The following is a 23,176-nucleotide window of genomic DNA, read 5'->3' as shown; positions in this document are numbered from 1 at the left end:
CTATTCAGATAAAATGCTTACAATTTAAATAAAAAACGATGTAATTGAATAAACAATGGGACATGGCGTGCATAATACCCTTCATAAAATACTTTTTTCTCAAACAGAGGGAAAAGATCATTTTACTAATACAGATTTTCCTCTTCGTGCAATTTATAAAGTACAGGAAGATCTTTATAATTTAGGGCATGATATAGCTTCTGGTAAAGAAATTTTACTCCCTGAATATGAGGGAGTAGAAGATTTTCGCAAGAGATTGAATGAAAATGCTAAACTTATTCTTCATGCCTTTCATACCAGTGATTTTGCTGCCCAAAATGATGAGACCATCGCACCGTCTGCTCAATGGCTCATTGATAATCATTACGCCATTGATAAAACCATACAACAGCTACGCCGTAACCTCCCCAAGTCCTTTATAAAGCAACTTCCTCTTTCTAGACAAAAAGCAGGAATGCCACGAATTTTTATTTTAACTTGGCTTTATATCGCGCATACTGATAGTAGTTTTTCACAAGAAACACTGACTGCTATGATTAATGGATTTCAAGAAGTTTGTGCGCTCACAATTGGTGAATTGTGGGCTCTTCCTTCTGTGATGCAGATGCTGCTCATTGAAAATGTCCGTCGTCTTTCAGTCCGTATTGAAAAAGCGCGGCGTATGCGTCATCTTGCTAGTCAAGTGGCTGATAAAATTTCTCTTGTAGAAAATAAACCAAAACTCCATTCTATTTTTACGCAGTATCAACCACTTACTATTGATCCAACCTTTTCAGCGCATTTATTTTATCGTTTGCGTAGTGCATCTGTCGATTCAACCGTAGCATTAACTTGGCTTGAAAAACAATTGGAAAGCCAAGGCAGTAGCTTAGAGATTGCAACAGCCGATGAACACACCCGACAAGCAGCAGATGGTGTAACCATGGGCAATATTATCCGTGCTCTTAAAGCTATAGATGATGTTGATTGGACAGTATGGTTTGAAACAGTAAGTTGTGTCGATTCTATTTTGCGTAAAAATAGTGAATTTTCTGAAATTGATTCTCACTCACGCAATATTTATCGACAAGTCATTGAAAAAGTTGCACGCTTTTCGCCTCTTAGTGAATTGGAAGCTGCACATAAAGTCGTAGAAATAGCAAATTCCACTTCTGAAGATACGCCTCATCATTCTTGTGTGGGGTGGTATCTTGTCGATGATGGCCGTGGCATATTTGAAAAGGCTTGTGGATATACCCCGCCTTTTTTCATAAAATGGGCACGCACTTTCTATTGCCTAAAACTAAGAGTCATCGTCGTTCCCATTTCTTTTCTAACGCTTGCTCTTTTGCTTGCAATTTACGCTTTTTTACAAGTGTCTGGCATAACACCATGGATGTCCCTTTGCTTTACTATATTGGCGCTTTTTCCTGCTATGGATGCTACTTTTTCCTTTTTTAATACTGTTGTTTCGTGGTTTGTCCCATCAAGACAGCTTATTGGTTATGAATATAAAGAAGGTATTCCGGGATATGCACGGACAATGGTTGTTGTACCTACTTTGATGACATCACGAGATGATATTGATGAACAAGTGCGCAATCTTGAAGTGCACTATCTTTCCAATTCTAAAGGTGCCATTCATTTTGCACTCATTACAGATTGGGCGGATTCTCCCTTGAGAGAAACGCAAGATGATCTTGATTTATTGCACTATGCGCAACAGAATATTGATAAACTCAATGGTCGTTATCCTCGTGATGAATTTCCGCTTTTTTTCCTTTTGCATCGCCGACGCCTTTATAATACAAGCGAAAAATGTTGGATGGGATGGGAACGAAAGCGAGGAAAACTTCATGAACTCAATCGGCTCTTAAGAGGCGATAAAAACACGAGTTTTTATCCCCCCGATCCACACCTTCCTCTGGATTGCCGTTTTGTTATGACTCTGGATTGTGATACACGTCTTACTCCAGAGAGCGTCACACAACTTGTTGGAAAGCTTAACCATCCACTCAATCATCCCCTTTTTGATCCACAAAGTGGAAAGGTTGTAAAAGGCTATAGCATTTTACAACCACGCATTATTCCTTCTCTTACAACAGAAAAAAAAACATCAATTCTCCAACGCGTTTTTTCTACCAACCGTGGTATTGATCCTTATGTTTTTGCTGTTTTTGATACGTATCAAGATCTTTTAGGAGAAGGCACCTTTACCGGTAAAGGGCTTTATAATATTGATGCATTTGAACGAGCACTTTACGGCAAAATTAAAGAAAATACTGTTCTCAGTCATGATCTCTTAGAAGGAGGATATGCTCGTACTGCTTTTGTAAGTAGCGTAGAAATTATTGAAGATTATCCGACAGCTTATAATATTGATGTTATGCGGTATCATCGCTGGATCCGCGGTGATTGGCAACTTTTACCTTATCTTTTTTTCCCTCGTCAAATAAGTTCCGTGACGCGTTGGAAAATGCAGGATAATTTACGTCGTTCTCTTACGCCACTTATGTGGTTAATCGCAGCATTTGCAGGATGGACTCTTTTGCCATTAAAGAGTGCAATCGTCTGGCAAATATTCTTATTATTTAGCTCCTTCATTTCACCCATTCTATGTGTATTAAAAACGCTTGTCTTATCCAATATAGATCATTCTTTGCGTGGACATTTTCAATTAATTTGGAACAAAATTGCTCTTACAAGCGCTGATATATTTCTTAAAACGACGTTTCTTGCGCATTCGGCGTATTTTATGACCGATGCGATTATTCGTACACTCTATCGTATGACGATTTCAAAACAACATCTTCTTGAATGGAAAACTTCTGCCGTAACAAAATCAATGCCCAATAGTTTGCGTTTCTATGTTTTTACAATGGCACCAGCATCGCTTATTGGTATTCTTACTATAGCACTCCCTCTTTTTTCTGATAGTTTTGTAAGCTTGATTGCTTTGCCTTTTGGGATAGCATGGTTTTTTTCACCCTTTATTGCTTGGATTGTGAGTCAACCTTCAACCTTTCAAGAGAGCCTTGATATTTCTTCAAAAGATGAAAAAATTCTCCGTTCTATTGCACGGCGGACATGGCTTTATTATACAACCTTTGTCAATGCACAAAACAACTATTTGCCTCCTGATAATTTTCAAGAAGATCCTGAACCTCTTGTGGCTCAACGTACATCTCCTACGAATATCGGGGTTTATCTCCTTTCTATTATTGCAGCACGTGATTTTGGTTGGATTGGTATTGAAGAGACCATCACCCGTATTGAATGTACATTACGCTCTCTTGCAAAAATGGAAAAGTTTCGTGGTCATCTCTATAATTGGTATGAAACGGATACACTCAGACCTCTTTTACCTACTTATGTATCAACCGTTGATTCAGGAAATCTTGCCGGTCATTTGGTAACACTCTCTTCTGCTTTAAGTGAATGGGCTGAAAAACCTCATATTTTTTTTCAAAGTGACCGAGAAGGCTTATTGGATGTTTGTACTATTCTTGATGAGACTGTCAAAGAAATTCCAGATCATCAATCCAGTTTACGCCCTTTACGCCAAAGAACCGAAGAAAAAATCACTCGTTTTCATGACTCTGTCTTCATTTTTTTAGAACAAGAAAATACGATCCCTTCTCACATCATGGACCTTTCACAGGCAGCCCACGATATTGTACACTTAGTCGATGAACTTGATCAAAAAATTCAAACGATAGAATCTGCTCGTGCACTCTCTTGGGCTAAATGCCTTCTCGACACCTGCAACGCTCATCATCATGATGCTACTGATAATTGTGATACTGAAAAATTATGTAAAAAACTAAACCAGTTGGCTATAGCAGCACGGCAAATAGCCTTTGATATGGAATTTGACTTTTTAGAACAGCCTAAACGGCACCTTTTATCCATTGGATATCGTGTGCAAGAAAACAAACTCGATGAAAATTGTTATGATCTTCTTGCTTCAGAAGCACGTCTTGCAAGCTTTTTTGCTATCGCAAAGGGAGATATAAAACTTAAACATTGGTTTCATCTTGGTCGACTCCTTGTACCGATAGGTTGGAAAGGTGCACTCCTATCATGGTCTGGTTCCATGTTCGAATACCTTATGCCCTCTCTTGTGATGCATGAACCGTTAGGATCTCTACTAGATCAAACAAATCGATTAATTATTCGATGTCAAATACAATATGCCCATAAACGGGAATTGCCATGGGGTATTTCAGAGGCTGCATTTAATGCTCGCGATCATTTAATGAACTATCAATACGCTCATTTTGGTGTTCCAAGTCTCGGACTCCAACGTGGACTCTCACGCAATGCTGTCATTGCCCCCTATGCTAGTCTTCTAGCGGCACAATATGCACCTTCTTGCGCTGTCGCTAATTTAAAACGACTCCGTGATCTTGGAGCTTTAGGAACATATGGTTATTATGATTCTGTCGATTTTACCCCTTCACGCGTAAAGATAGGGGAAAAATATGCTGTTGTACGCAATTATTATGCGCACCATCATGGCATGTCTATCCTTGCTCTTAACAATGTTATTTTTCAAGGGCGAATGCGTGATCGTTTTCACCGTAATCCCGTTATTGAAGCAACTCAATTGCTCTTACAAGAAAGAGCACCCCATTTTATTCCTATTATTCATACCAAAGCTGTTAATCGTATGCGCAATAAGTCTCAAGCATTTGACGCTGCCCTTTTGCGTATTATTAAAAATCCGTTGCTCAAACCACGAGCAACTTTGCTTTTGTCTAATGGCTCTTATTCTACCATGTTAACAGCTAATGGTTCTGGTTACAGCCGTTGGCACGATTATGCGATTACGCGCTTTATTCCTGATGCAACAGAAGATCAACAAGGTACTTTATTCTTTCTACGTAATACGCATAGTGGACGCTGGTGGTCTGTTACTGGTGAACCAACACGCGTTATTGAAGAAGAAGCTGTCAGCATTTTTACAGATGAAAAGGCTGAATATATAAAAATAGTTGATGGTATTAAATCAACACTTGAATGTCTTATTACATCTGAAGGATGTGGCGAAGGGAGACGTCTTCAACTGATGAATACGACACATAAAGATTGTCTTATTGAAGTTACTTCTTATGGTGAACTGGCACTCGCAACAATGGACGTAGATAGTGCTCATCCTGTTTTTTCTCGTATGTTTATAGAGACAGAAATTGCTGAGGAAGGCAAAACAATTTTTGCCAAAAGGCGTAAACGCTCACCTAGCGACCCTGATATTCATATTGCTCATTTTGTTTCTAGTACAACAGATACTCTCCAAGAGACAGAAGCTGAAACAGATCGCTCTCTGTTTATTGGTCGGGGGCGATCTATTCATCGTCCCGCTGCATTTGACCAAAATACTCGTTTTAGTAACAGTCAAGGTTGTGTTCTAGATCCTATTATGTCATTGCGCTGCTGTGTACAAATTCCAGCCCATGGCAAAGCAGAACTTATTTTTTGGACTTTCGCTGCTCATACAAAAGAAGCGTTGCATAATCATATTAAACATTATCGACAACCTGATATGTTTCAAAAAGAACTTTCAATGGCATGGACGCGCTCACAAGTTGCACTGTATCAGAGTGGAACTCAACTTAAAGAAGCTATTGTTTATCAAAAATATGCAACACCGCTTATCTATCCAGACCGCACATGGCGTCTTCCTTCTGAAATATTAGCAAAAATGCTTGGAAAACAGTCTGATCTTTGGCCCATGTCCATTTCAGGAGACAATCCACTCTGTCTTCTTAGATTAAATAACGAGGGAAATATAACTGTACTGCGTGAGCTTCTTAAAGCACACGAATATTGGCGTATGCGCGGTCTTATTGTTGATTTGGTCATTCTCAATGAACAAGCATTTTCCTATATACAAAATACACAACGTGCTCTTGAATGGGTCTGTGAATCTTATCGTCGCCACACGCAAGAAGCAGATGGATGCCAACATATTTTCACGCTTCGGCGCGATCAAATAAGTGAACAGAGTTTTAAAACGCTTCTTGCATCAGCGCGTATTGTTCTTGATGCCCAAAATGGCTCTTTATCTGAACAGCTTAAACGGATTGATGAGAGTGATTTTGATCTCACAATCCGTAAAAATTATCAAGGATCTTATGAACAATTAGACTCTCCGAAATATAATGAAGGAAGGCAAGTTACACCACAAACGGAACAAAATCTTTTTGCTTCCATTGGTCTTGTTAGCCAACAAAAACCATCTTCTTTTTCTATGAATGGAGAAGATCTAAAATATTGGAATGGTTACGGTGGTTTTAATCAGCATAATCATTATGTAATACGTCTTCATGGGCATACCACCACACCGCATCCGTGGATTAATGTTATTGCTAATCACAGGTTTGGTTTTCATGTTTCTGCTGAAGGTGCAATTTTTACTTGGGTTAATAATAGTCGCGATTATCAATTAACTCCTTGGGCGAATGATCCAACGTCTAACCGACCAGGAGAAGCTCTTTATCTGATTGATCGCCAGTCTTTAAAACGTTTCTCACCCGTTTCTACTGTTGAATGTGATGAAAATGTTGTCTATGAGGCTTGTCATGGTTTTGGATTCTCAACTTTTAAATCGACACATTCAGAAATTGCATTAGAACTGACCCATACACTCGATCCTGAAAAACCTATTCGCTTTTCACGTCTTATTCTCACGAATAAAGGGGAAAAACCACGCAGTTTACGCCTTTATAATTATGTTGAATGGGTTTTGGGAAATGTCCGTACCAAATATGCTCCCTTTATTGTTTCCTCTTATGAGGCCAGATGGGGGGCGCATTTTATTCAAAATCCCTATCACATAGAAAAATCTCAACAAGTCACATTTTTATCAGCATCCGAAATGCCAACCAGTACGACGACCAATCGTGCCGAATTTATCGGTGCAACGGGAACCGTAACACATCCAAATGCAATCCGTAAAGCTGGTGCTCTTTCGAATACCATTGCAGCAGGATGTGATCCTTGTTCAGCATTTGCCTATGACATTGATCTTAAACCAGGGCAAACAAAAGAAATCATCTTCTATCTTGGTAGTGCTGAAAATAGGCAAGAAGCTGAAAAATTACTTGATCAAGCACGTGCAAGTGATTTTGAAATTCTGCTCACAAAACAAAAACAGCAATGGAGTGATTTTGTTTCTCCTTTCCAAGTCAAAACACCTGACTCTTCTTTTAATCTTATGGTCAACCACTGGCTTCCCTATCAAATTTATGCATGCCGCATCATGGCACGCGCAGGCTTTTACCAAGCGAGTGGTGCATTTGGCTTTCGTGATCAGCTACAAGATAGCTTGTCTTTGTTATTGCTGGAACCACAATTGGCTCATGACCAATTGTTAAATGCTGCAGCGCACCAATTTCTTGAAGGGGATGTGCAACATTGGTGGTTGCCTGATACAAATGCTGGTGTTCGTACGCGGATTTCTGATGATATCGTTTGGCTTGCATATGCAACAGCTATTTATGTCAATACCACTGGCGATGATGCCTTTCTTGATACGCTCATTCCTTTTATTGAAGGTGATGTTCTCAAAAGCGGGCAACAGGATGCTTATTTTCAACCCACCCAATCCTCAAAGGTTGCAACAGTTTATGAACATTGTGCTTTAGCTTTAGACCTTGCCATTAAACGCTGCGGACCACATGGTCTCCCTCTTATTTTAGGTGGGGATTGGAATGATGGCATGAATTTGGTAGGTGTGGAAGGAAAAGGCGAAAGCATTTGGTTAGGATGGTTTCTTGGGTACACATTACAAGCATTTATCTCTTTAGCAAAGAAACGTGGTGACAACAGCCATATGCAAATATGGAGTACGTATCTTGAACATTTAACAAAATCCCTAGAGAAAAACGGTTGGGATGGTGCTTGGTATCGACGTGGTTATTTTGATGATGGAACACCTCTTGGCTCTAAAATTAATGATGAATGTCAAATTGATACCATTGCTCAATCTTGGGCTGTCATTTCTCAAATGGCATCGCTTGAACGTCAAAAACAAGCAATGACATCAATGCTGGAACATCTCTATGATAAAAAAGGTGGACTCATTCGCCTTTTTTGGCCGCCTTTTGATAAAAGTACACTCGAGCCTGGTTATATAAAAGGTTATCCTCCAGGAATTCGAGAAAATGGTGGTCAATACACGCATGGTGCCATTTGGAGTATTTTAGCATTGGCTGAAATGGGACAAAACGATGAAGCTTATGCTTTATTTTCCGCGATTAACCCTATTAATCATGGACAAGATCCTGAAACTTATCGTGTTGAACCTTATGTGATGGCGGCAGATATTTATGCTGTTGAACCACGATGTGGTCAAGGTGGCTGGACATGGTATACAGGTTCAGCTGGTTGGTTTTATCGCGCCGCAACACAAGCGATTCTTGGAATACAACGTCAGGGAGACTTGTTATTTTTACAGCCACATTTACCCTCTATTTGGCCAAAATACGAAGCAAAAATGAAATTTTGTGATGCCGTTTATACCATTAAAGTAAAATGGGGATCTGAAAATATGCTCTATGTTAATGGCAAAGAATATACTGAAGTTCATACAGGGATAAAGTTACAAAAAACAGGTCAGCATGAAATTTTACGTATTATTAAATCTTAAAAACGAAAAAAGAGAGTAGGCTTTTTTATTCTTGCCCAAAATTGTAGAGTTGTTATAGTCCTTGCGTCGCCTATATTAACCGTGTTGGTGCATAATAATTTTAGATTCGATGAGACTGAAAGAAAAAGGTTATGAATCATCCGGATATTGCTAGACGTGTTTACAATCATACTTGGAAACTTGATCCCATTATTCGTTCACTTCTTGATACGGATTTTTATAAGCTTCTTATGGTACAGATGATTTGGGGACTTTATCCCACTGTCAATGTTACTTTTTCCCTTATAAACCGCTCTAAAACAATACGTCTTGCCGATGATATTGATGAGAGTGAATTACGTGCCCAACTTGATCATGCTCTTAGTTTGCGTTTTACAAAAAAAGAAATGATCTGGCTCGCTGGTAATACATTTTATGGACGAAAGCAAATTTTTGAACCTGATTTTCTTCAGTGGCTTGAGAATTTTCAATTACCAGAATATGAATTAACCCGTAAAGATGGCCAATATATTCTTCAGTTTCATGGTCCGTGGGCGCATAGCTCTATGTGGGAAATTCCAGCTCTTGCGATTATCAGCGAATTACGTTCACGTACTGCTATGAAAAAGTTAGATCGTTTTGCTCTTGATGTACTTTATGCGCGTGCTAAAGCAAAAATGTGGAGTAAAGTTGAACGTCTCAAAAAATTGCCTGATATTAAAATATCCGACTTTGGTACAAGGCGCCGCCATTCTTTTTTATGGCAGCGCTGGTGTGTGGAAGCATTAAAAGAAGGCATTGGTAATTCTTTTACTGGAACGTCTAATGTCCTTCTCGCCATGGATACAGATTTAGAAGCTCTTGGAACCAATGCACACGAATTGCCTATGGTCATTGCTGCTCTTAGCAACAACGATGATGAATTACGCAGAGCTCCGTATCAAGTCTTGCAAGATTGGAACCGTTATTATGGTGGAAATCTTCTCATTGTTTTACCAGATACCTTTGGTACAGAAGCATTTTTACGCGATGCTCCAGATTGGGTAGCAGATTGGACGGGGTTTAGACCTGATAGTGCACCCCCTATTGAAGGTGGCGAACGTATTATTCAATGGTGGAAAGAAAAAGGAAAAGATCCACGCGAAAAACTTTTAATTTTTTCTGATGCTCTTGATGTCAATACAATCGAAAAAACCTATCATCATTTTCATGGAAGAGTGCGCATGAGTTTTGGATGGGGAACTGATCTTACCAACGACTTTACGGGCTGTGCACCTCAAGAAATTGCAACACTTGATGCTCTTTCCCTTGTTTGTAAGGTGACTCATGCCAATGGTCGGCCAGCTGTAAAACTCTCAGATAATGCTGAAAAAACTATCGGTGATCCAGAAGAAGTACAACGTTATCTCAATTTTTTTGGTAATAAAAACGCGTTTCTAGACCTATAACGACCTAATTTCCAGCTCTTTAAACGGATATATTAACGCATCATATTATTGATAAGGTTGATCTTTCTAAGGATGAAGGTTCTTAACCTTTGCTGGTCTGAAATAGTTCGGCTGTTTTTTGAGCAGATTCTACTTAGCCTACCGCGCATACGCTTCACTTATATAAGGATCAACAGATCAGACTTAAAAATATTCACGACGCATTAAAAAAATACTTAACGTGCCAAGGAAGTTTAGCCAAGGAGATTTTCTTATATCATTGTCATAAATAACGGTGTTATACAGCATAACAAGATACTATCATTTTTCATGTTGAATGAGCGCGCACGAATATCATAAATTTTTCTCATTTCAACCCGGTTAAATCAAGCAAACTCATCTCCTTGTATGTATGAAGGTTTTCAAGTTTTAAGGGTTATTGTTGTGGTTTGACAGTAGGTTTTATACTAAGTGGGAAAAAGTGGGATTAAGTAGGAATACGTGGTAATTTATTGTTTTTATGTACAGTTTTTACAATTAAATGCGCGTTTTATGAAAATAGATTTTGACACCTAAAATTGCAAAAATTACCGAAAATCAGAAAAAAGTGCGTTTCTATAGTAAAAATGAGAAAAGGCTTTCAAAATTCTTTGAGAACACCTTTAAAACTCTTTGAAAAAATAAATTGGTACAAAATCTAGTGTCAAAATATACAAAACCATATGACAAGCTACAATTGTAACATTAAGAATTTCTATGGTAACATTGGAGAATAACAAATAGCATGGTGACTATTGGTTTGCATTTTGCAAGGCAAGGATGATGGTGCTCAATGGATTTTATACACTTTACAGGAAAAATTACTTTATCCATGTATGGACTACCATCATGAAATGAGTAAAGCATTGAGAAATGTTTCGTTAAAATAAGTGTGTAAATAACACGATTTGGGGAACCTTTTGTTTTAAAGAAACATCTCTTAAAATACCTAAGCCCGTTTTACGGCGCCGACCATGAATGGTATAATGATAAAGCCATTGAGTGTTCCCGTCTTTACGTTTGTGAAGCAACAAGCCGGCATCATCATTATATATTTGCCAGCCCCCAATGTTGCAATAGCCCTTAGCACGTGAAACAGCTTATTAGGTAGGGGCTATTTCTTTTTATACAACTTTACCTACACGCCAGCTCCGTTTGTGACGTGCAAGCAAGTGATTCTGATTGATTCAACAGGGAATAGATTTGCAATGAGAGAATTCTACGATATTCGGGGTTCTAATTCAATATGAATAACGAAAGATTATCTATATAAATCAATATCTTGGTTTTAAGGGCATGGACTCATTAAAAAAACAGAGAGTGCAATAATATTTTTATTTTGAATAAGCTTTATGCAAAGTCAAAAAATTCATTCATTCGCATATTATTAAAAGAATGTGTATATGCATAAAACCATTTAAAAAGAACTCTGTTGTTTTTTATAAATTATCTTTAAACTAAAAACAGATGCAACATTAAGATTGATATAATAGACTGGCTTCTTAACTGTATAAATATAAAAAGAGATGGTGTTGAGTAAGCTTTGTATTCTATCAAGTCCTCATCAAGAGATATCAAAACAAATGAGATGTCTTGTTAGAAAGAAATGACTATAACATCTAATGGCTTCTCAATATAGATATATATAGAGAGATCCATACGAGCATTTCTCACAAAGCAATGCTTCTCTTCATGAATGTGATCCATCATGTCTTATAAAGAAACTTTTTATGGAGACTTCGTGTTTGTGCATAGTTTTTTTCTCATAAAAATTATTTGACAAACATCTCATTGATTAATTTCTTTAAAAAAGCTTGTTATTTCATAGGTATCTTGGATATGGAGAGGTAATATCTAAAACTTGAAAATCCGCTCTCTCAATAGTTTTTACAAATAAGCCAAAGTGTAAAAAGCATCTCATAAAGCCTTTGCTATCATTATGAAGATGGACGCGTTACAATATAAACAGCAATTAACGATAATATAACCCCAGTGAATAAAGAAAACCATAAAGGAGGATGTATCATCAAGAAAAAGGATAAAAATCCTCCTGTCATACTCATCATTGCAAAAACTTTAACGAATGGAGAGATTGCTTTTTTTTCTTCCCATCGCTTAATAGGGGGACCGAAAATACGATGATTATTCAACCATTGATGAAAACGTGGAGAAGAACGCGTAAAACACCATGAGGCAACCAATAAAAAAGGCACAGTTGGCATAATAGGTAATACTACGCCGATAATACCTAATATAACCATTGCCCACCCTGCTATATAATAGCAGATACGCAAAGGGTGCGATATCTTCAAATCTTTTTTCATTCTCTCGTACTATTTTCCTCTACGCAAAACTCTACATAAAACACTGTACCTATTTTCTTATTGTTCAGATGTCTGAGCGCACAATCACTCTCTATCACTTCATGCGTAAGCATTTTTTCTGTCATAAGTTCCTTGAAAATACCGAATAGTTTACGCAATATGATAATCATTTTAAATGATTTCAAGAAATGAGAAAAAGTTTTAGAAAAAAATAAAAAGGCTGCAGAATAAATCAATGCAGCCTCTTAATTAAAATGCAGTCTTGGGGGGGGAGAATATACACTGCATTCAGTTGCTAGGCATTAGGAGGAAAATAACCTAGCGACCCAGTCTCTAACTAAAATAGGCACGAGAGACAATACATAAAAATGCATGGCTGATATGCAAGAATTTTATCATCTTAAAGTTTCTTGAACTGTGTTTTGACGAAAGAAAATCATCATGAAAATAGCAATAAAAATCAATGTTAAGATTAACACAATTGTGGAAGCAGAATCAGAGCCGATAAATAAGCTGAGATAAATCCCTAAAAAACCAGAAAAAGCGGCAACAAGTATCGCGATTATTAACATAAAAGAAAATCGCTTCGTCGTAAGATAAGCAATTGCTCCCGGCGCTATTAATAAAGAAATAACAAGCACAATTCCAACAGCTTTCAAGGCCGCAACAATTGTAAGAGAAATCATTGTTAGAAGGGTATAGTGGAGTAGAGATATTGGCAATCCCATTGCACGACCTTGAATTGAATCAAAAATATACAGCATAAAGTCACGCCATTTTGCTCCTAAAATAAGAGTGACAACAATAGAAATAATTGCTGTCTGCGTAATATCAAGCCAGTTAACACCCAAGAGATTACCAAATAGAATATGATTCAAATCTAAGCTACTATAAATAGACGTGGCTAAAACAAGCCCCAAACCAAACATTGAAGAAAAGACCACACCCATCACCGTGTCCTGTTTGATACGGCTATTGCTTCCTAAAAAACCCGTTAATAATGCACACACCATTCCTGCCACAAAAGCACCGCAAGTAATCAAAGTCATTGTAATATTCTCTGGACGCATATGCTGAACCCAAGCAAATGGCAAAGAAGTCAAAAATGCGATTACCCATGGTGTTGTCATATAACCAACAACAACACCGGGAAAAACTGCATGGGAAATGGCATCACCTAACAGTGCCCATCCTTTTAAGATAAGAAAGCAGGAAAGCATTGCCATTGGAACAGAAAGAATCATGACAATAAGCATACCCTTAAGCATAAAAGAAAATTGAAACGGAAGCAGTAATTGATCAATCATGATAATATCACACCCTTTTTTGCTGCATTTATACGTAAGCGTGCAGCAATAAACCCGTGTTTAGGAGCAAAAATAAAAGCCAAAATAAATAAAAATGCCTGAAAAAGTACCACAACCCCGCCTGTTTGCGCATTCAAAAAATAACTTACATAAACACCCAAGACACTTGTGAATGTTCCAATTATAACTGCAATAATCAAGACATTTACGAAACGATCACTTAAAAGATAGGCTGTTGCTCCAGGTGTCACGACAAGGCAAATGACCAAGAACGCTCCAACGGTTTGCATTGCAGCAACGGTACAAGCTGCCAGCAATGTGAAAAAGAGAATCTTTAAAAACTTTACGTTTAATCCAATGGCATGCGCATGCGTTTCATCAAATAATGAAACAAGAAGATCTTTCCATTTCAAAAGCAATATAAGCAAAGAAAAAAAGCCGATAAAAGCCAATTGTAGAATATCTGTTGAACTAACTGCTAAAATATTTCCTAAAACAATCGTATCAATATTAACAGCCATTGGTTTTAATGATTTGAGAAATAACCCAAAGGCAAAAAAGGAAGAAAAAATGAGCCCAATAATGGTATCTTCTTTAAGCTTTGTCCGATGGTTAAAAAAGAGCATTGCTGCTGCTGCAAGACCACCAGAAAAAAAAGCGCCAAGTGAAAAAGGTAACCCTAAAAGGTAAGCTCCTGCTACACCAGGAACAATCGAATGGGAAAGTGCATCACCAATCAATGACCAACCTTTTAACATCAAAAAAGCCGAAAGAAAGGCACAAACACACCCAACTAACCCAGAAACCCACATTGCATTCACCATATATTGATAGCTCAGTGGCTCAAGCAACCAAGAAATCATGCAACGTGCTCCACTCTTTCAATATCTTCACAAGCTGCAGACTGCTTTCTTCCCATGAAAACATCATTTTTTTTTGCGCTTTGAAGGTCAAAAATATGGTGGTGCAAAGATCCTCCAAAAGTTTTTTCCAGATTTTGCTTTGTAAAGATTTTTTCAGTTAATCCGGAAGCTAACACTGTTCCTTTTATTAAAACCGTATGATCACAAAATTCACGAACAGAACCCAAATTGTGAGTTGAAACCAAGATCACAGCTCCTTCTTTACGAAGATCTTGTAACAAAGCAATGATTTTATCTTCTGTTGTAACGTCAACCCCTGTAAACGGCTCATCTAATAAAATAGCTTTTGCTTTCTGTGCAAGAGCGCGTGCTAGGAAAACACGCTTTTTCTGTCCACCAGAAAGTTCTCCAATTTGGCGCTTGGCAAAAGCCAGCATATCAACACGTTCTAAGGCAATACGAACGGCTTCATAATCTTGTGTACGGGCATAGCGAAAGAAATTCATATGACCGTACCGCCCCATCAATACAACATCTTCAACCAAGACAGGAAAATTCCAATCAACATCTTCACTTTGAGGAACATAAGCAATAAGATTTTTTTTCAAAGCCACATCAACGGGCAAATCAAACATGCGAATTTTTCCCTTTGAGGGGCGTACAAACCCCATAATTGCTTTAAATAACGTTGACTTACCGGATCCATTAACACCAACCAATGCCGTAATAGAACCCTTTGGACTTTCAAAATTCACTTCGCGTAAAGCTGTATGTCCATTACGATAAGTTACCGTTACCCCTTGGGCAAATATTCCACATTCCGTCATTGGCTTTTTACTCCCTCTGCTAGAGCATTGCTAATACGCCCACTCGTGACACGTAATAAATCAATATAAGTGGGGACCTCACCATTTTTCTCACTCAGAGAATCAACATAGAGAACACCACCGTATTTAGCCCCTGTTTCTTTGGCAACCTGCTTAGCAGGCGCAGGGGAAATAGTGCTTTCAGAAAAAACTGCATGAATATTGTATTTGCGAACCATATCAATAACATGCTTGACCTGCTGTGGTGTTCCTTGTTGGTCAGCATTGATGGGCCATAAATAAAGTTCTTTTAGATCAAAATCACGTGCCAAATAGCTAAAAGCCCCTTCACTGGTCACAAGCCAACGCTTATCTTGCGGTACGGCTTCTAATTCAGCCCTAATTGGATCAATCGTTGCACGAATTTTCTGTTTATAAATTTCAGCATTCTGTTTATAAATTTCAGCATGTTCAGGATCATATTTTACAAAAGCATCGCGAATATTATCAACGTAAATCAAAGCAGAGGTCGGTGACATCCACGCATGAGGATTGGGTTTACCGCTAAAGGGGCCCTCACCAATTTTAATGGGTACAATACCTTTTGAAACAACAACACTTGGAACATCCTTGATATTTTGAAAAAACTTTTCAAACCAAAGCTCTAACTCTAAACCATTCCACAATACAAGGTTAGCTCCCTGAGCACGCATAAGATCGCGTGGGGTGGGTTGATATTCATGAATTTCCGCACCTGGTTTTGTAATGGATTCAACATCAGCGGCATCACCTGCTACATTGCGTGCCATATCAGCAATGATAGTGAATGTCGTAACAGCTTTAAATTTACCAGCACACAAAGCAAAATTGGGTGTAAAAAAAATAACACTTCCAAAAACTATGGTGAAAAACGTTCTTACGTTCATTGATTCTCTCTTTTCTTTATATGCCTTCTTTTTATTGCAAATAATTTGCATTATCATTTAGCAATAGCAGTTATCTTTTAAATTTGCAATGAAGGATTAAGAGAAAAAATAACTTTTCAAGATGTTTAAAAACAGTTTTTTTATATTGAAAAAATTGATAATTTAAGCAGCTTGTTTTACTAAAGAGATCCCCTTTCAAGAAGCTCTATAGCTCTTGAACGCCAAACAAAAAGGAGCACTCAAAAATGCTCCCACTTCATGTAAAATATCTTATAAAAAATGAGAATACTCAATAGCGCAAATATGCACCTGTCATTTTGGTAACATTATCCACGATCTTTGAGGCAAGCTTTTCTAAATCTTCATCTGTTAGAGTCCGTTCTATGGGCTGAATAGTTACTTCAATTGCAACAGATTTTTTATTTTCACCAAAGCTTAAATCTTCAAAAATATCAAAAACCTGCACTGAATGAATAAGTTTTTTATCAGCTCCACTTGCCGCCCGAATAATAAGAGAAGAGGCAACAGTTTTATCCGCTATAAAGGCAAAATCACGCCGCACCATTTGAAAAGGTAAGAGTTTCAAAGGAGGACGGCTTTTGGTCGTTTTTTTCTTTGATTCTGGAATTCGATCTAGAAAAATTTCAAAGCCGCATAAAGGGCCACTGACATCTAACTTTTCTAATGTAGCAGGATGAAAAACACCAAAAAAACCAAGAATAATCTTTGATCCAAGTTTTATGACACCTGAACGACCAGGATGATACCAATCCGGTGCTCCAACTTCAATCTGCACTTTCCCAACATCCATATCGCATGCTTCTAAAATAGCTAAAGCATCTGCTTTGGCATCAAAAACATCAACGACGGTTGCATTTCCATTCCAAAAACGCCCAGCCCCTTTAAATTGCTCTGTTCCGCGACGAATTCCACTAACAACACGGTGTTGTTTATCAGGGGTGTCGCCCTCATAAATACTTGAAACTTCAAACAAAGCAAGATCGGAAAAACCACGATCAGCATTTCTTTGTGCCGCCATAATCAAGCCAGGTAAAAGGGAAGGACGCATCATTGACATATCAGCAGCAATAGGATTAACTAATTTAAGCTCTTCTTGACCTCCTCCAAAAGCAAGAGCTTGATTTTCAGAAATAAAAGACCATGTCACCGCTTCTTTCATACCACGTTGCACTAGAGCCAAACGTGTAGCACGTGAACGAATTTGTGCGCATGTTAAAATTTGATCTTTTCCTTCTGCAAAGTTTTCCAAAGGAATAGGTTTAATTTTATCTAACCCATAAATTCTCATAACCTCTTCCACCAAATCGGCTTTACCCATAATATCAGGGCGCCATGATGGTACTTTTACCGTAACGACATCTCCTTTTCTTTCAACGAAAAATCCAAGTTTTGTTAAAATAGAGATGACTTTTTCAGGCTCTATTTCCAAATTTGTTAAACGTTTAATTTCAGAAAAAGGAAAAGCGATCTGTTTGATTTCTTGTTGTTGATAGCCGATGATCCTCTTCTTAGATACTTCACCACCACAAAGACGTAAGACCAATTCTGTTGCAATCTCAAGCCCTGTTTCTATAAAAGCTGGATCAACACCTCGTTCAAATCTATAACGTGCATCACTGATAAGACTTAATGCTCTTCCTGTTTGTGCAATGCTTTGCGCATCCCAAAGCGCCGATTCAATAATCACGCGGTGTGTTGTTTCATCACAACTCGTTCTTTCACCGCCCATGATACCGGCAATCGAAACAACCCCCTCGTCATCTGCAATGACACAATTCTTAGCGCCCAGATGATAGACTTTTCCGTTCAGTGCTTGAAGCTGTTCTCCCTCACGAGCACAACGTACACACAAATTACCTTTAATTTTATCTGCATCAAAAACATGGAGTGGACGACCAAGGTCAAAACTGATGTAATTGGTCATATCAACAAGCGCATTAATCGGTCTCAAACCAATTGCATTCAAACGCTGTTGCATCCACTGTGGTGATTCGCCATTTTGAACATTGCGTACTTCACGCCAAGCGAAACCTAAACATAATGATGAACCTTGCGAAAAATCTAATGAAACATCGAGAGGTGTTTCAAAAGAAGGCTCAAATGTTGACAAAGATAATTCTTTTAATTTTCCCATTCCAGCGGCAGCAAGATCACGGGCAATACCGCGAACACCTGTACAATCGGAACGATTGGGGGTCAAGCCAATATCAATGATCGGATCATCTAAACCAGCATAAGCTGCAAATGAATCTCCAATAGGTGCATCTTCTGGAAGTTCGATAATTCCCTCATGTTCATTTGATAATTCAAGCTCCGCTTGCGAACACATCATCCCAAAACTTTCAACCCCGCGGATTTTTCCTACAGATAATGTCACATCAAGTCCTGGGATATAAGTGCCTGGTAGTGCCAGAACACCAATAAGACCTGCACGTGCATTTGGTGCTCCACAGACAACTTGAACAGGTGTAGCAGTTCCTGTATCCACTGATAAAATTTGAAGTTTATCGGCATCAGGATGTTTTATTGCTGTTAAAACTTTTGCAATCACAAAACCTTTTAAAGAAGACCGATCATCAACGTGATCAACCTCAAGACCGATAGCGGTTAATTTTTCACAAATTTCATCTAAAGATGCATTTGTCTCTAAGTGATCTTTTAACCACGACAATGTAAATTTCATTTTAAAACCTCACATGAAAGCGATGACTAAGATCACACATTTCTATTAGGAAAAAAAGCAGGCATATCACAGCAACGAAAGCCATAATGGTCTAACCAACGCAGATCAGCATCAAAAAAAGCCCGTAAATCAGGCATACCGTATTTCAACATGGCAATACGATCAATGCCCATTCCCCATGCAAAGCCTTGATATTCATCGGGATCTAAACCAACATTTTTCAACACATGAGGATGCACCATTCCGCATCCTAAAATTTCCAACCAATCCTGTCCTTCTCCGAACTTTACTTCTGAACCAGAACGATCACATTGAATATCCACTTCCATAGATGGCTCGGTAAAAGGGAAAAAAGAGGGACGAAAACGCATTTTTACAGAGGGAACTTCAAAAAATTCTTTACAAAAGGTTTCATGTAGCCACATCATATGGGCAATGGTGGAGGTTTTATCAATGACAAGACCCTCGACCTGATGGAACATGGGAGAATGCGTTGCATCCGAATCCATGCGGTAAGTTTTTCCAGGAATAATGATCCGTATCGGTGCTTTTTGTTTTTCTAGTGTGCGAATTTGTACAGGTGATGTATGGGTCCGCAATAATTTTCTCTCTCCCATTTTATCAACATCAAAAAAGAATGTATCATGCATTTCACGCGCTGGATGCCCTTCAGGAAAATTTAATGCTGTAAAATTATAATAGTCTGTTTCAATATCTGGACCTTCTGCAAGAGAAAAACCCAACGTTGTATAAATGGCAATAATTTCCTCAATCACCTGTGAAATAGGATGAATACGCCCCCGTTCTATAGGAGAAGAACGAACAGGTAAGGTAACATCCACCGTTTCACGAGAAAGACGAGCATCCATTGCTTGTCTTTTTAGAAGATCACGCTTTTGCGCCCATAACTCTAAAATACGATTTTTTAATCCATTAAGAACAGGTCCAACTTTATGACGCTCGCTAGCCTCCATTTTTCCTAATTCTTTTAATTTTTCAGAGATGCTCCCCTTTTTCCCCAATGCTGCAATACGCACTGTTTCAAGTGCCTGTTCATCACTTGCAGCTTCTAAGGCTAAACAAATTTCTTGTTCCAAACGCTCAATATCGTTCATATTTTTGCCTATTTTTTAATAAAGAAAAACCCGCACTCGCAATAGCCAGCACGGGACCTCGAATAAATGAATGCTTTAAGAGAACACGACTGGCTTATTTGACAGCGCCTTCGAAAGCATTAGGTGTCGTATCTTTTAAATATTCTAAAGCTTTTTTTGCCGAAGCAACTAAAGCAGAAAATGCTTCCGCCTCGTGGATTGCTATGTCTGAAAGAACCTTACGATCAACTTCAATACCAGCTTTTGATAAGCCATCAATAAAACGTCCATAAGTTAAACCTTCTGCACGAACAGCCGCATTAATTCTCTGAATCCACAAAGCACGGAAAGTACGCTTTCTATTTTTGCGATCACGATAAGCGTATTGCTTTGAACGATCAACCGCTGCTTTAGCTGCACGAATGGTATTTTTACGTCGACCATAAAAGCCTTCAGCTTGTTTAAGAACTTTTTTGTGCTTAGCGTGTGCTGTCACACCTCTTTTCACACGTGCCATGTTATAATCTCCTCAAAATCAAAAGCGCAAGGTTTAAATACCATTCGGCAAATAATGCTGAATGACTTTTTTAGCATCTTGTTCACACAAAACCATTGTTCCACGTGCATCGCGAATAAATTTATTCGAACGCTTAATCATGCCGTGGCGCTTACCAGCAGCTGCTACTTTAATTTTGCCTGACGCAGTGATTTTAAACCGCTTTTTAGCGGATGATTTGGTCTTCATTTTGGGCATTTTGCTACTCCATACATTAGTTTATTCAATCAAACATCTATTCACTCAAGCGGACCAACGCTTGAACAAGCATTTAAACAGCCACGGCATGCCCTGCCGGGCGGTTCCAAAAATGTTCTCATAAGCTAGTATACACAAAATAGCAAGACTGTATTACAAAAAAATCGGAGCGCCATTACCTTGAATTTCAACCAGAGGTGCTGGGATAGCATTTGTTTTACTTGCGGCTTTACATAAATCGGCAATAATGCATTGCGCACATTTTGCTTGACGTGCTTGACAAATATAGCGTCCATGTAAAATTAACCAATGATGCGCATGACGAAGATAATAGATCGGTATAATCTTTAATAATTTTTCTTCGACAATCTCTGGTGTTTTGCCAGGCGCTAAACCAAGACGATTGCTTAAGCGAAAAATATGTGTATCTACTGCCAATGTAGGTTGACCAAAAGCAATATTCAAAACAACATTAGCCGTTTTTCGTCCCACTCCAGGGAGGGACATAAGTGCTTCACGCGTATCAGGGACTTGACCGCCATATTGATTAATTAAACAGTTGCAAAGTGCATAAACATTGCGTGCTTTTGCTCGCCAAAGACCAATTGAACGGATATGAAGTGCTATTTCTTCTTCCCCTAATGCAACCATTTTTTCCGGTTGATCAGCAAGGCGAAATAATTCTTTTGTCGCTTTATTAACGCTTACATCTGTCGCTTGAGCTGAAAGTACAACTGCCACCAAAAGCGTAAAAATATTTGTATAGATAAGATCACTCTTAGGCGCTGGGCGTTGCACAGAAAAACGGCGAAATATTTCTGCAATTTCATCTTTATTATATAATATACCAGATAAATTTCGCGCTTTTGATAATTTTATGGTACGTTGAGTCATTGAACTCTCTTAATCTTCTCTCTTGAAGTTATCATTTACGCTCGCCATATGAGAGGAATGCAGCGAACACTTTGTATAGAGTTTGGTCAAGTAACGCCGCTTTTCAAAGAGGATACTCATGAATGACACATGTGACGCCTTTCTCCAATCCTTTTCTTTTAGGATTTGAAACCGTAGAAAAAACATTGCAACGTATCGGTAAAGCTGATGAAGCTTACCCAGCCTATAACATTGAACGTTTACATAAAAACGATGATGCAAATCATATCCGGATAACTTTGGCTGTTGCTGGATTTAAGATTAATCATCTTAATATTTTGCTCGATGATAATCAATTGGTTATTCATGGTAAACAAACAGACAACCAAAGTCATCAATATTTATATCGCGGTATAGCAGCGCGACAATTCCAGCGGATCTTTATTCTTGCGGAAGGGATGCACGTCGCAAATGCCGAGTTGAAAAATGGTCTTTTATCAATTAATCTGTATCAACCAAGATTAAAAAAAGAAATAAAACAGATTCCAATTAAAGTCAGTAGTGGTGAGTCATAAAAGTTAAGGCGTAAAGGAACCGTGAAATGGGAGAACATAAACAAAACTTATCGTTTCAGAACACAGCCTACTCTGATGCGGGACAGATTGCCTATTTAAAAAAAGTTTGTACAGATGACTTGGCTAAAAACTTTCCAGATCTTCCACCAATGACCCCAGGCATTACCATATGGGCTCTCTTTGGTGAAACAGGTTATCCTATCATTTTATCCGATGAACGCTCTATCGCTCTTGCTGGAGCCAATGAGCATGAACTACAAATTGTAACTCTGCACTAGATTTCCTTACGAGGAAAACGAAGTCCTTTATAAATTCTATTCGTTTTTCTCATAAAGGGTATAATGATATAAGACATTGATTTATATTCATAATTAATTTGTTATGACTGGAATGAGAATCCCGAATATCATAAGGTCCTCTCATTTGAGATCTTCTTATATTGAAACAATTAAAGTCACTTGCTTGATGTCATAAGCAGGGAGAGCCATGTGGATAAAAACACTTGAAGAAAGGGATAAAAATATCTCTTTTTAATTGTCTTAATTGCCAAGGATTTCGCAACATTGGGGATGAAAAAATGTATGATGGTGTCAGTTTTCTTCTTCATAAGTGTGAAGATGTCCCTTATAGATTTATATTATTCACGGGGGCTGTTATACCATTCATAGGCGCTATCGTGAAATGGGCTCGAGTGCATTGAAAGATGTCTCTTTAAAATGAGTACATAAAGGCTATACAAGTGTATTTGTTTGGGGCGTTCTGTTTTTCCTAAGGGGCTAACTCTATTGAAGAGTGTGAAAAACAAAAGCATGAGACAGCGGCTCATCATTATTTAAAAGATATTACTATGGAAGCTTTTGAAAGGTGTAGAGC

13 protein-coding genes and 2 pseudogenes are annotated in these 23,176 nt (G+C 38.2%); 4 read left to right on the top strand and 11 right to left on the bottom strand.

The genetic code is table 11. The features are described from left to right. Positions 1–67 precede the first annotated feature (67 nt). Together ACFINC_RS00375 and pncB are read left to right on the top strand one after the other, a co-directional pair. Positions 68–8,632: a GH36-type glycosyl hydrolase domain-containing protein gene (locus ACFINC_RS00375; protein ID WP_375615608.1), complete on the top strand. Its 8,565-nt coding sequence runs from the start codon at positions 68–70 to the stop codon at positions 8,630–8,632. A gap of 131 nt (positions 8,633–8,763) precedes the next feature. Next, positions 8,764–10,067, top strand: a pseudogene (pncB, locus tag ACFINC_RS00370) (nicotinate phosphoribosyltransferase). A gap of 930 nt (positions 10,068–10,997) precedes the next feature. Here the strand turns inward: pncB and ACFINC_RS00365 are convergent. From ACFINC_RS00365 to nth, 11 genes and pseudogenes are all read right to left on the bottom strand, one after another. Beyond that, positions 10,998–11,167 (bottom strand): annotated as a pseudogene (locus tag ACFINC_RS00365) (integrase); the annotation flags it as partial. Positions 11,168–12,014: 847 nt separating this feature from the next. Next, a complete protein-coding gene (locus tag ACFINC_RS00360; protein ID WP_375615607.1) occupies positions 12,015–12,401 on the bottom strand; it encodes a YbaN family protein in 387 nt (128 codons plus the stop codon). Between the two features lie 395 nt (positions 12,402–12,796). Further along, positions 12,797–13,708 carry a metal ABC transporter permease gene (locus ACFINC_RS00355; protein WP_375615606.1) on the bottom strand — a complete coding sequence of 304 codons (912 nt, stop codon included), beginning with the start codon at positions 13,706–13,708 and terminating at the stop codon, positions 12,797–12,799. Next, positions 13,705–14,571, bottom strand: a complete 867-nt coding sequence (locus ACFINC_RS00350) for a metal ABC transporter permease (protein WP_375606165.1) — start codon at positions 14,569–14,571, stop codon at positions 13,705–13,707. The genes ACFINC_RS00355 and ACFINC_RS00350 overlap by 4 nt, the downstream gene beginning before the upstream one ends. Next, positions 14,568–15,398 (bottom strand): manganese/iron ABC transporter ATP-binding protein, encoded by an 831-nt coding sequence (locus ACFINC_RS00345; RefSeq protein WP_375615605.1) that lies wholly within the window; start codon positions 15,396–15,398, stop codon positions 14,568–14,570. The genes ACFINC_RS00350 and ACFINC_RS00345 overlap by 4 nt, the downstream gene beginning before the upstream one ends. Continuing rightward, positions 15,395–16,303 carry a metal ABC transporter substrate-binding protein gene (locus ACFINC_RS00340; RefSeq protein WP_375615604.1) on the bottom strand — a complete coding sequence of 303 codons (909 nt, stop codon included), beginning with the start codon at positions 16,301–16,303 and terminating at the stop codon, positions 15,395–15,397. Before ACFINC_RS00340 ends, ACFINC_RS00345 begins: the two co-directional genes overlap by 4 nt. Before the next feature lie 289 nt (positions 16,304–16,592). Then, positions 16,593–19,007: a phenylalanine--tRNA ligase subunit beta gene (gene pheT, locus ACFINC_RS00335; protein ID WP_375615603.1), complete on the bottom strand. Its 2,415-nt coding sequence runs from the start codon at positions 19,005–19,007 to the stop codon at positions 16,593–16,595. A 32-nt stretch (positions 19,008–19,039) separates the two neighbouring features. Beyond that, positions 19,040–20,122, bottom strand: a complete 1,083-nt coding sequence (pheS, locus tag ACFINC_RS00330; RefSeq protein ID WP_375615602.1) for a phenylalanine--tRNA ligase subunit alpha — start codon at positions 20,120–20,122, stop codon at positions 19,040–19,042. Positions 20,123–20,216: 94 nt separating this feature from the next. Then, the gene (rplT, locus tag ACFINC_RS00325) at positions 20,217–20,618 is read right to left on the bottom strand and encodes a 50S ribosomal protein L20 (protein ID WP_012754515.1); all 402 of its coding nucleotides are present in this window, start codon (positions 20,616–20,618) and stop codon (positions 20,217–20,219) included. A 33-nt stretch (positions 20,619–20,651) separates the two neighbouring features. Further along, entirely contained in the window at positions 20,652–20,855 is a 204-nt protein-coding gene (gene rpmI, locus ACFINC_RS00320) for a 50S ribosomal protein L35 (RefSeq protein WP_183193590.1), read from the bottom strand. Positions 20,856–21,008: 153 nt separating this feature from the next. Further along, complete coding sequence (gene nth, locus ACFINC_RS00315) at positions 21,009–21,749, bottom strand: endonuclease III (protein ID WP_375615601.1); 741 nt, start codon at positions 21,747–21,749, stop codon at positions 21,009–21,011. Between the two features lie 122 nt (positions 21,750–21,871). Between nth and ACFINC_RS00310 the strand changes: the two genes are divergently transcribed. Both ACFINC_RS00310 and ACFINC_RS00305 read left to right on the top strand, forming a co-directional pair. Beyond that, complete coding sequence (locus ACFINC_RS00310) at positions 21,872–22,303, top strand: Hsp20 family protein (RefSeq protein WP_375615600.1); 432 nt, start codon at positions 21,872–21,874, stop codon at positions 22,301–22,303. A gap of 26 nt (positions 22,304–22,329) precedes the next feature. Then, positions 22,330–22,581 carry a DUF1150 family protein gene (locus tag ACFINC_RS00305; RefSeq protein ID WP_375606172.1) on the top strand — a complete coding sequence of 84 codons (252 nt, stop codon included), beginning with the start codon at positions 22,330–22,332 and terminating at the stop codon, positions 22,579–22,581. Positions 22,582–23,176 lie beyond the last annotated feature (595 nt).

The organism is Bartonella sp. AP58NXGY (assembly GCF_042195785.1).
Classification (GTDB): Bacteria; Pseudomonadota; Alphaproteobacteria; order Rhizobiales; family Rhizobiaceae; genus Bartonella.
This window is presented reverse-complemented; position numbering and strand designations above follow the sequence as displayed.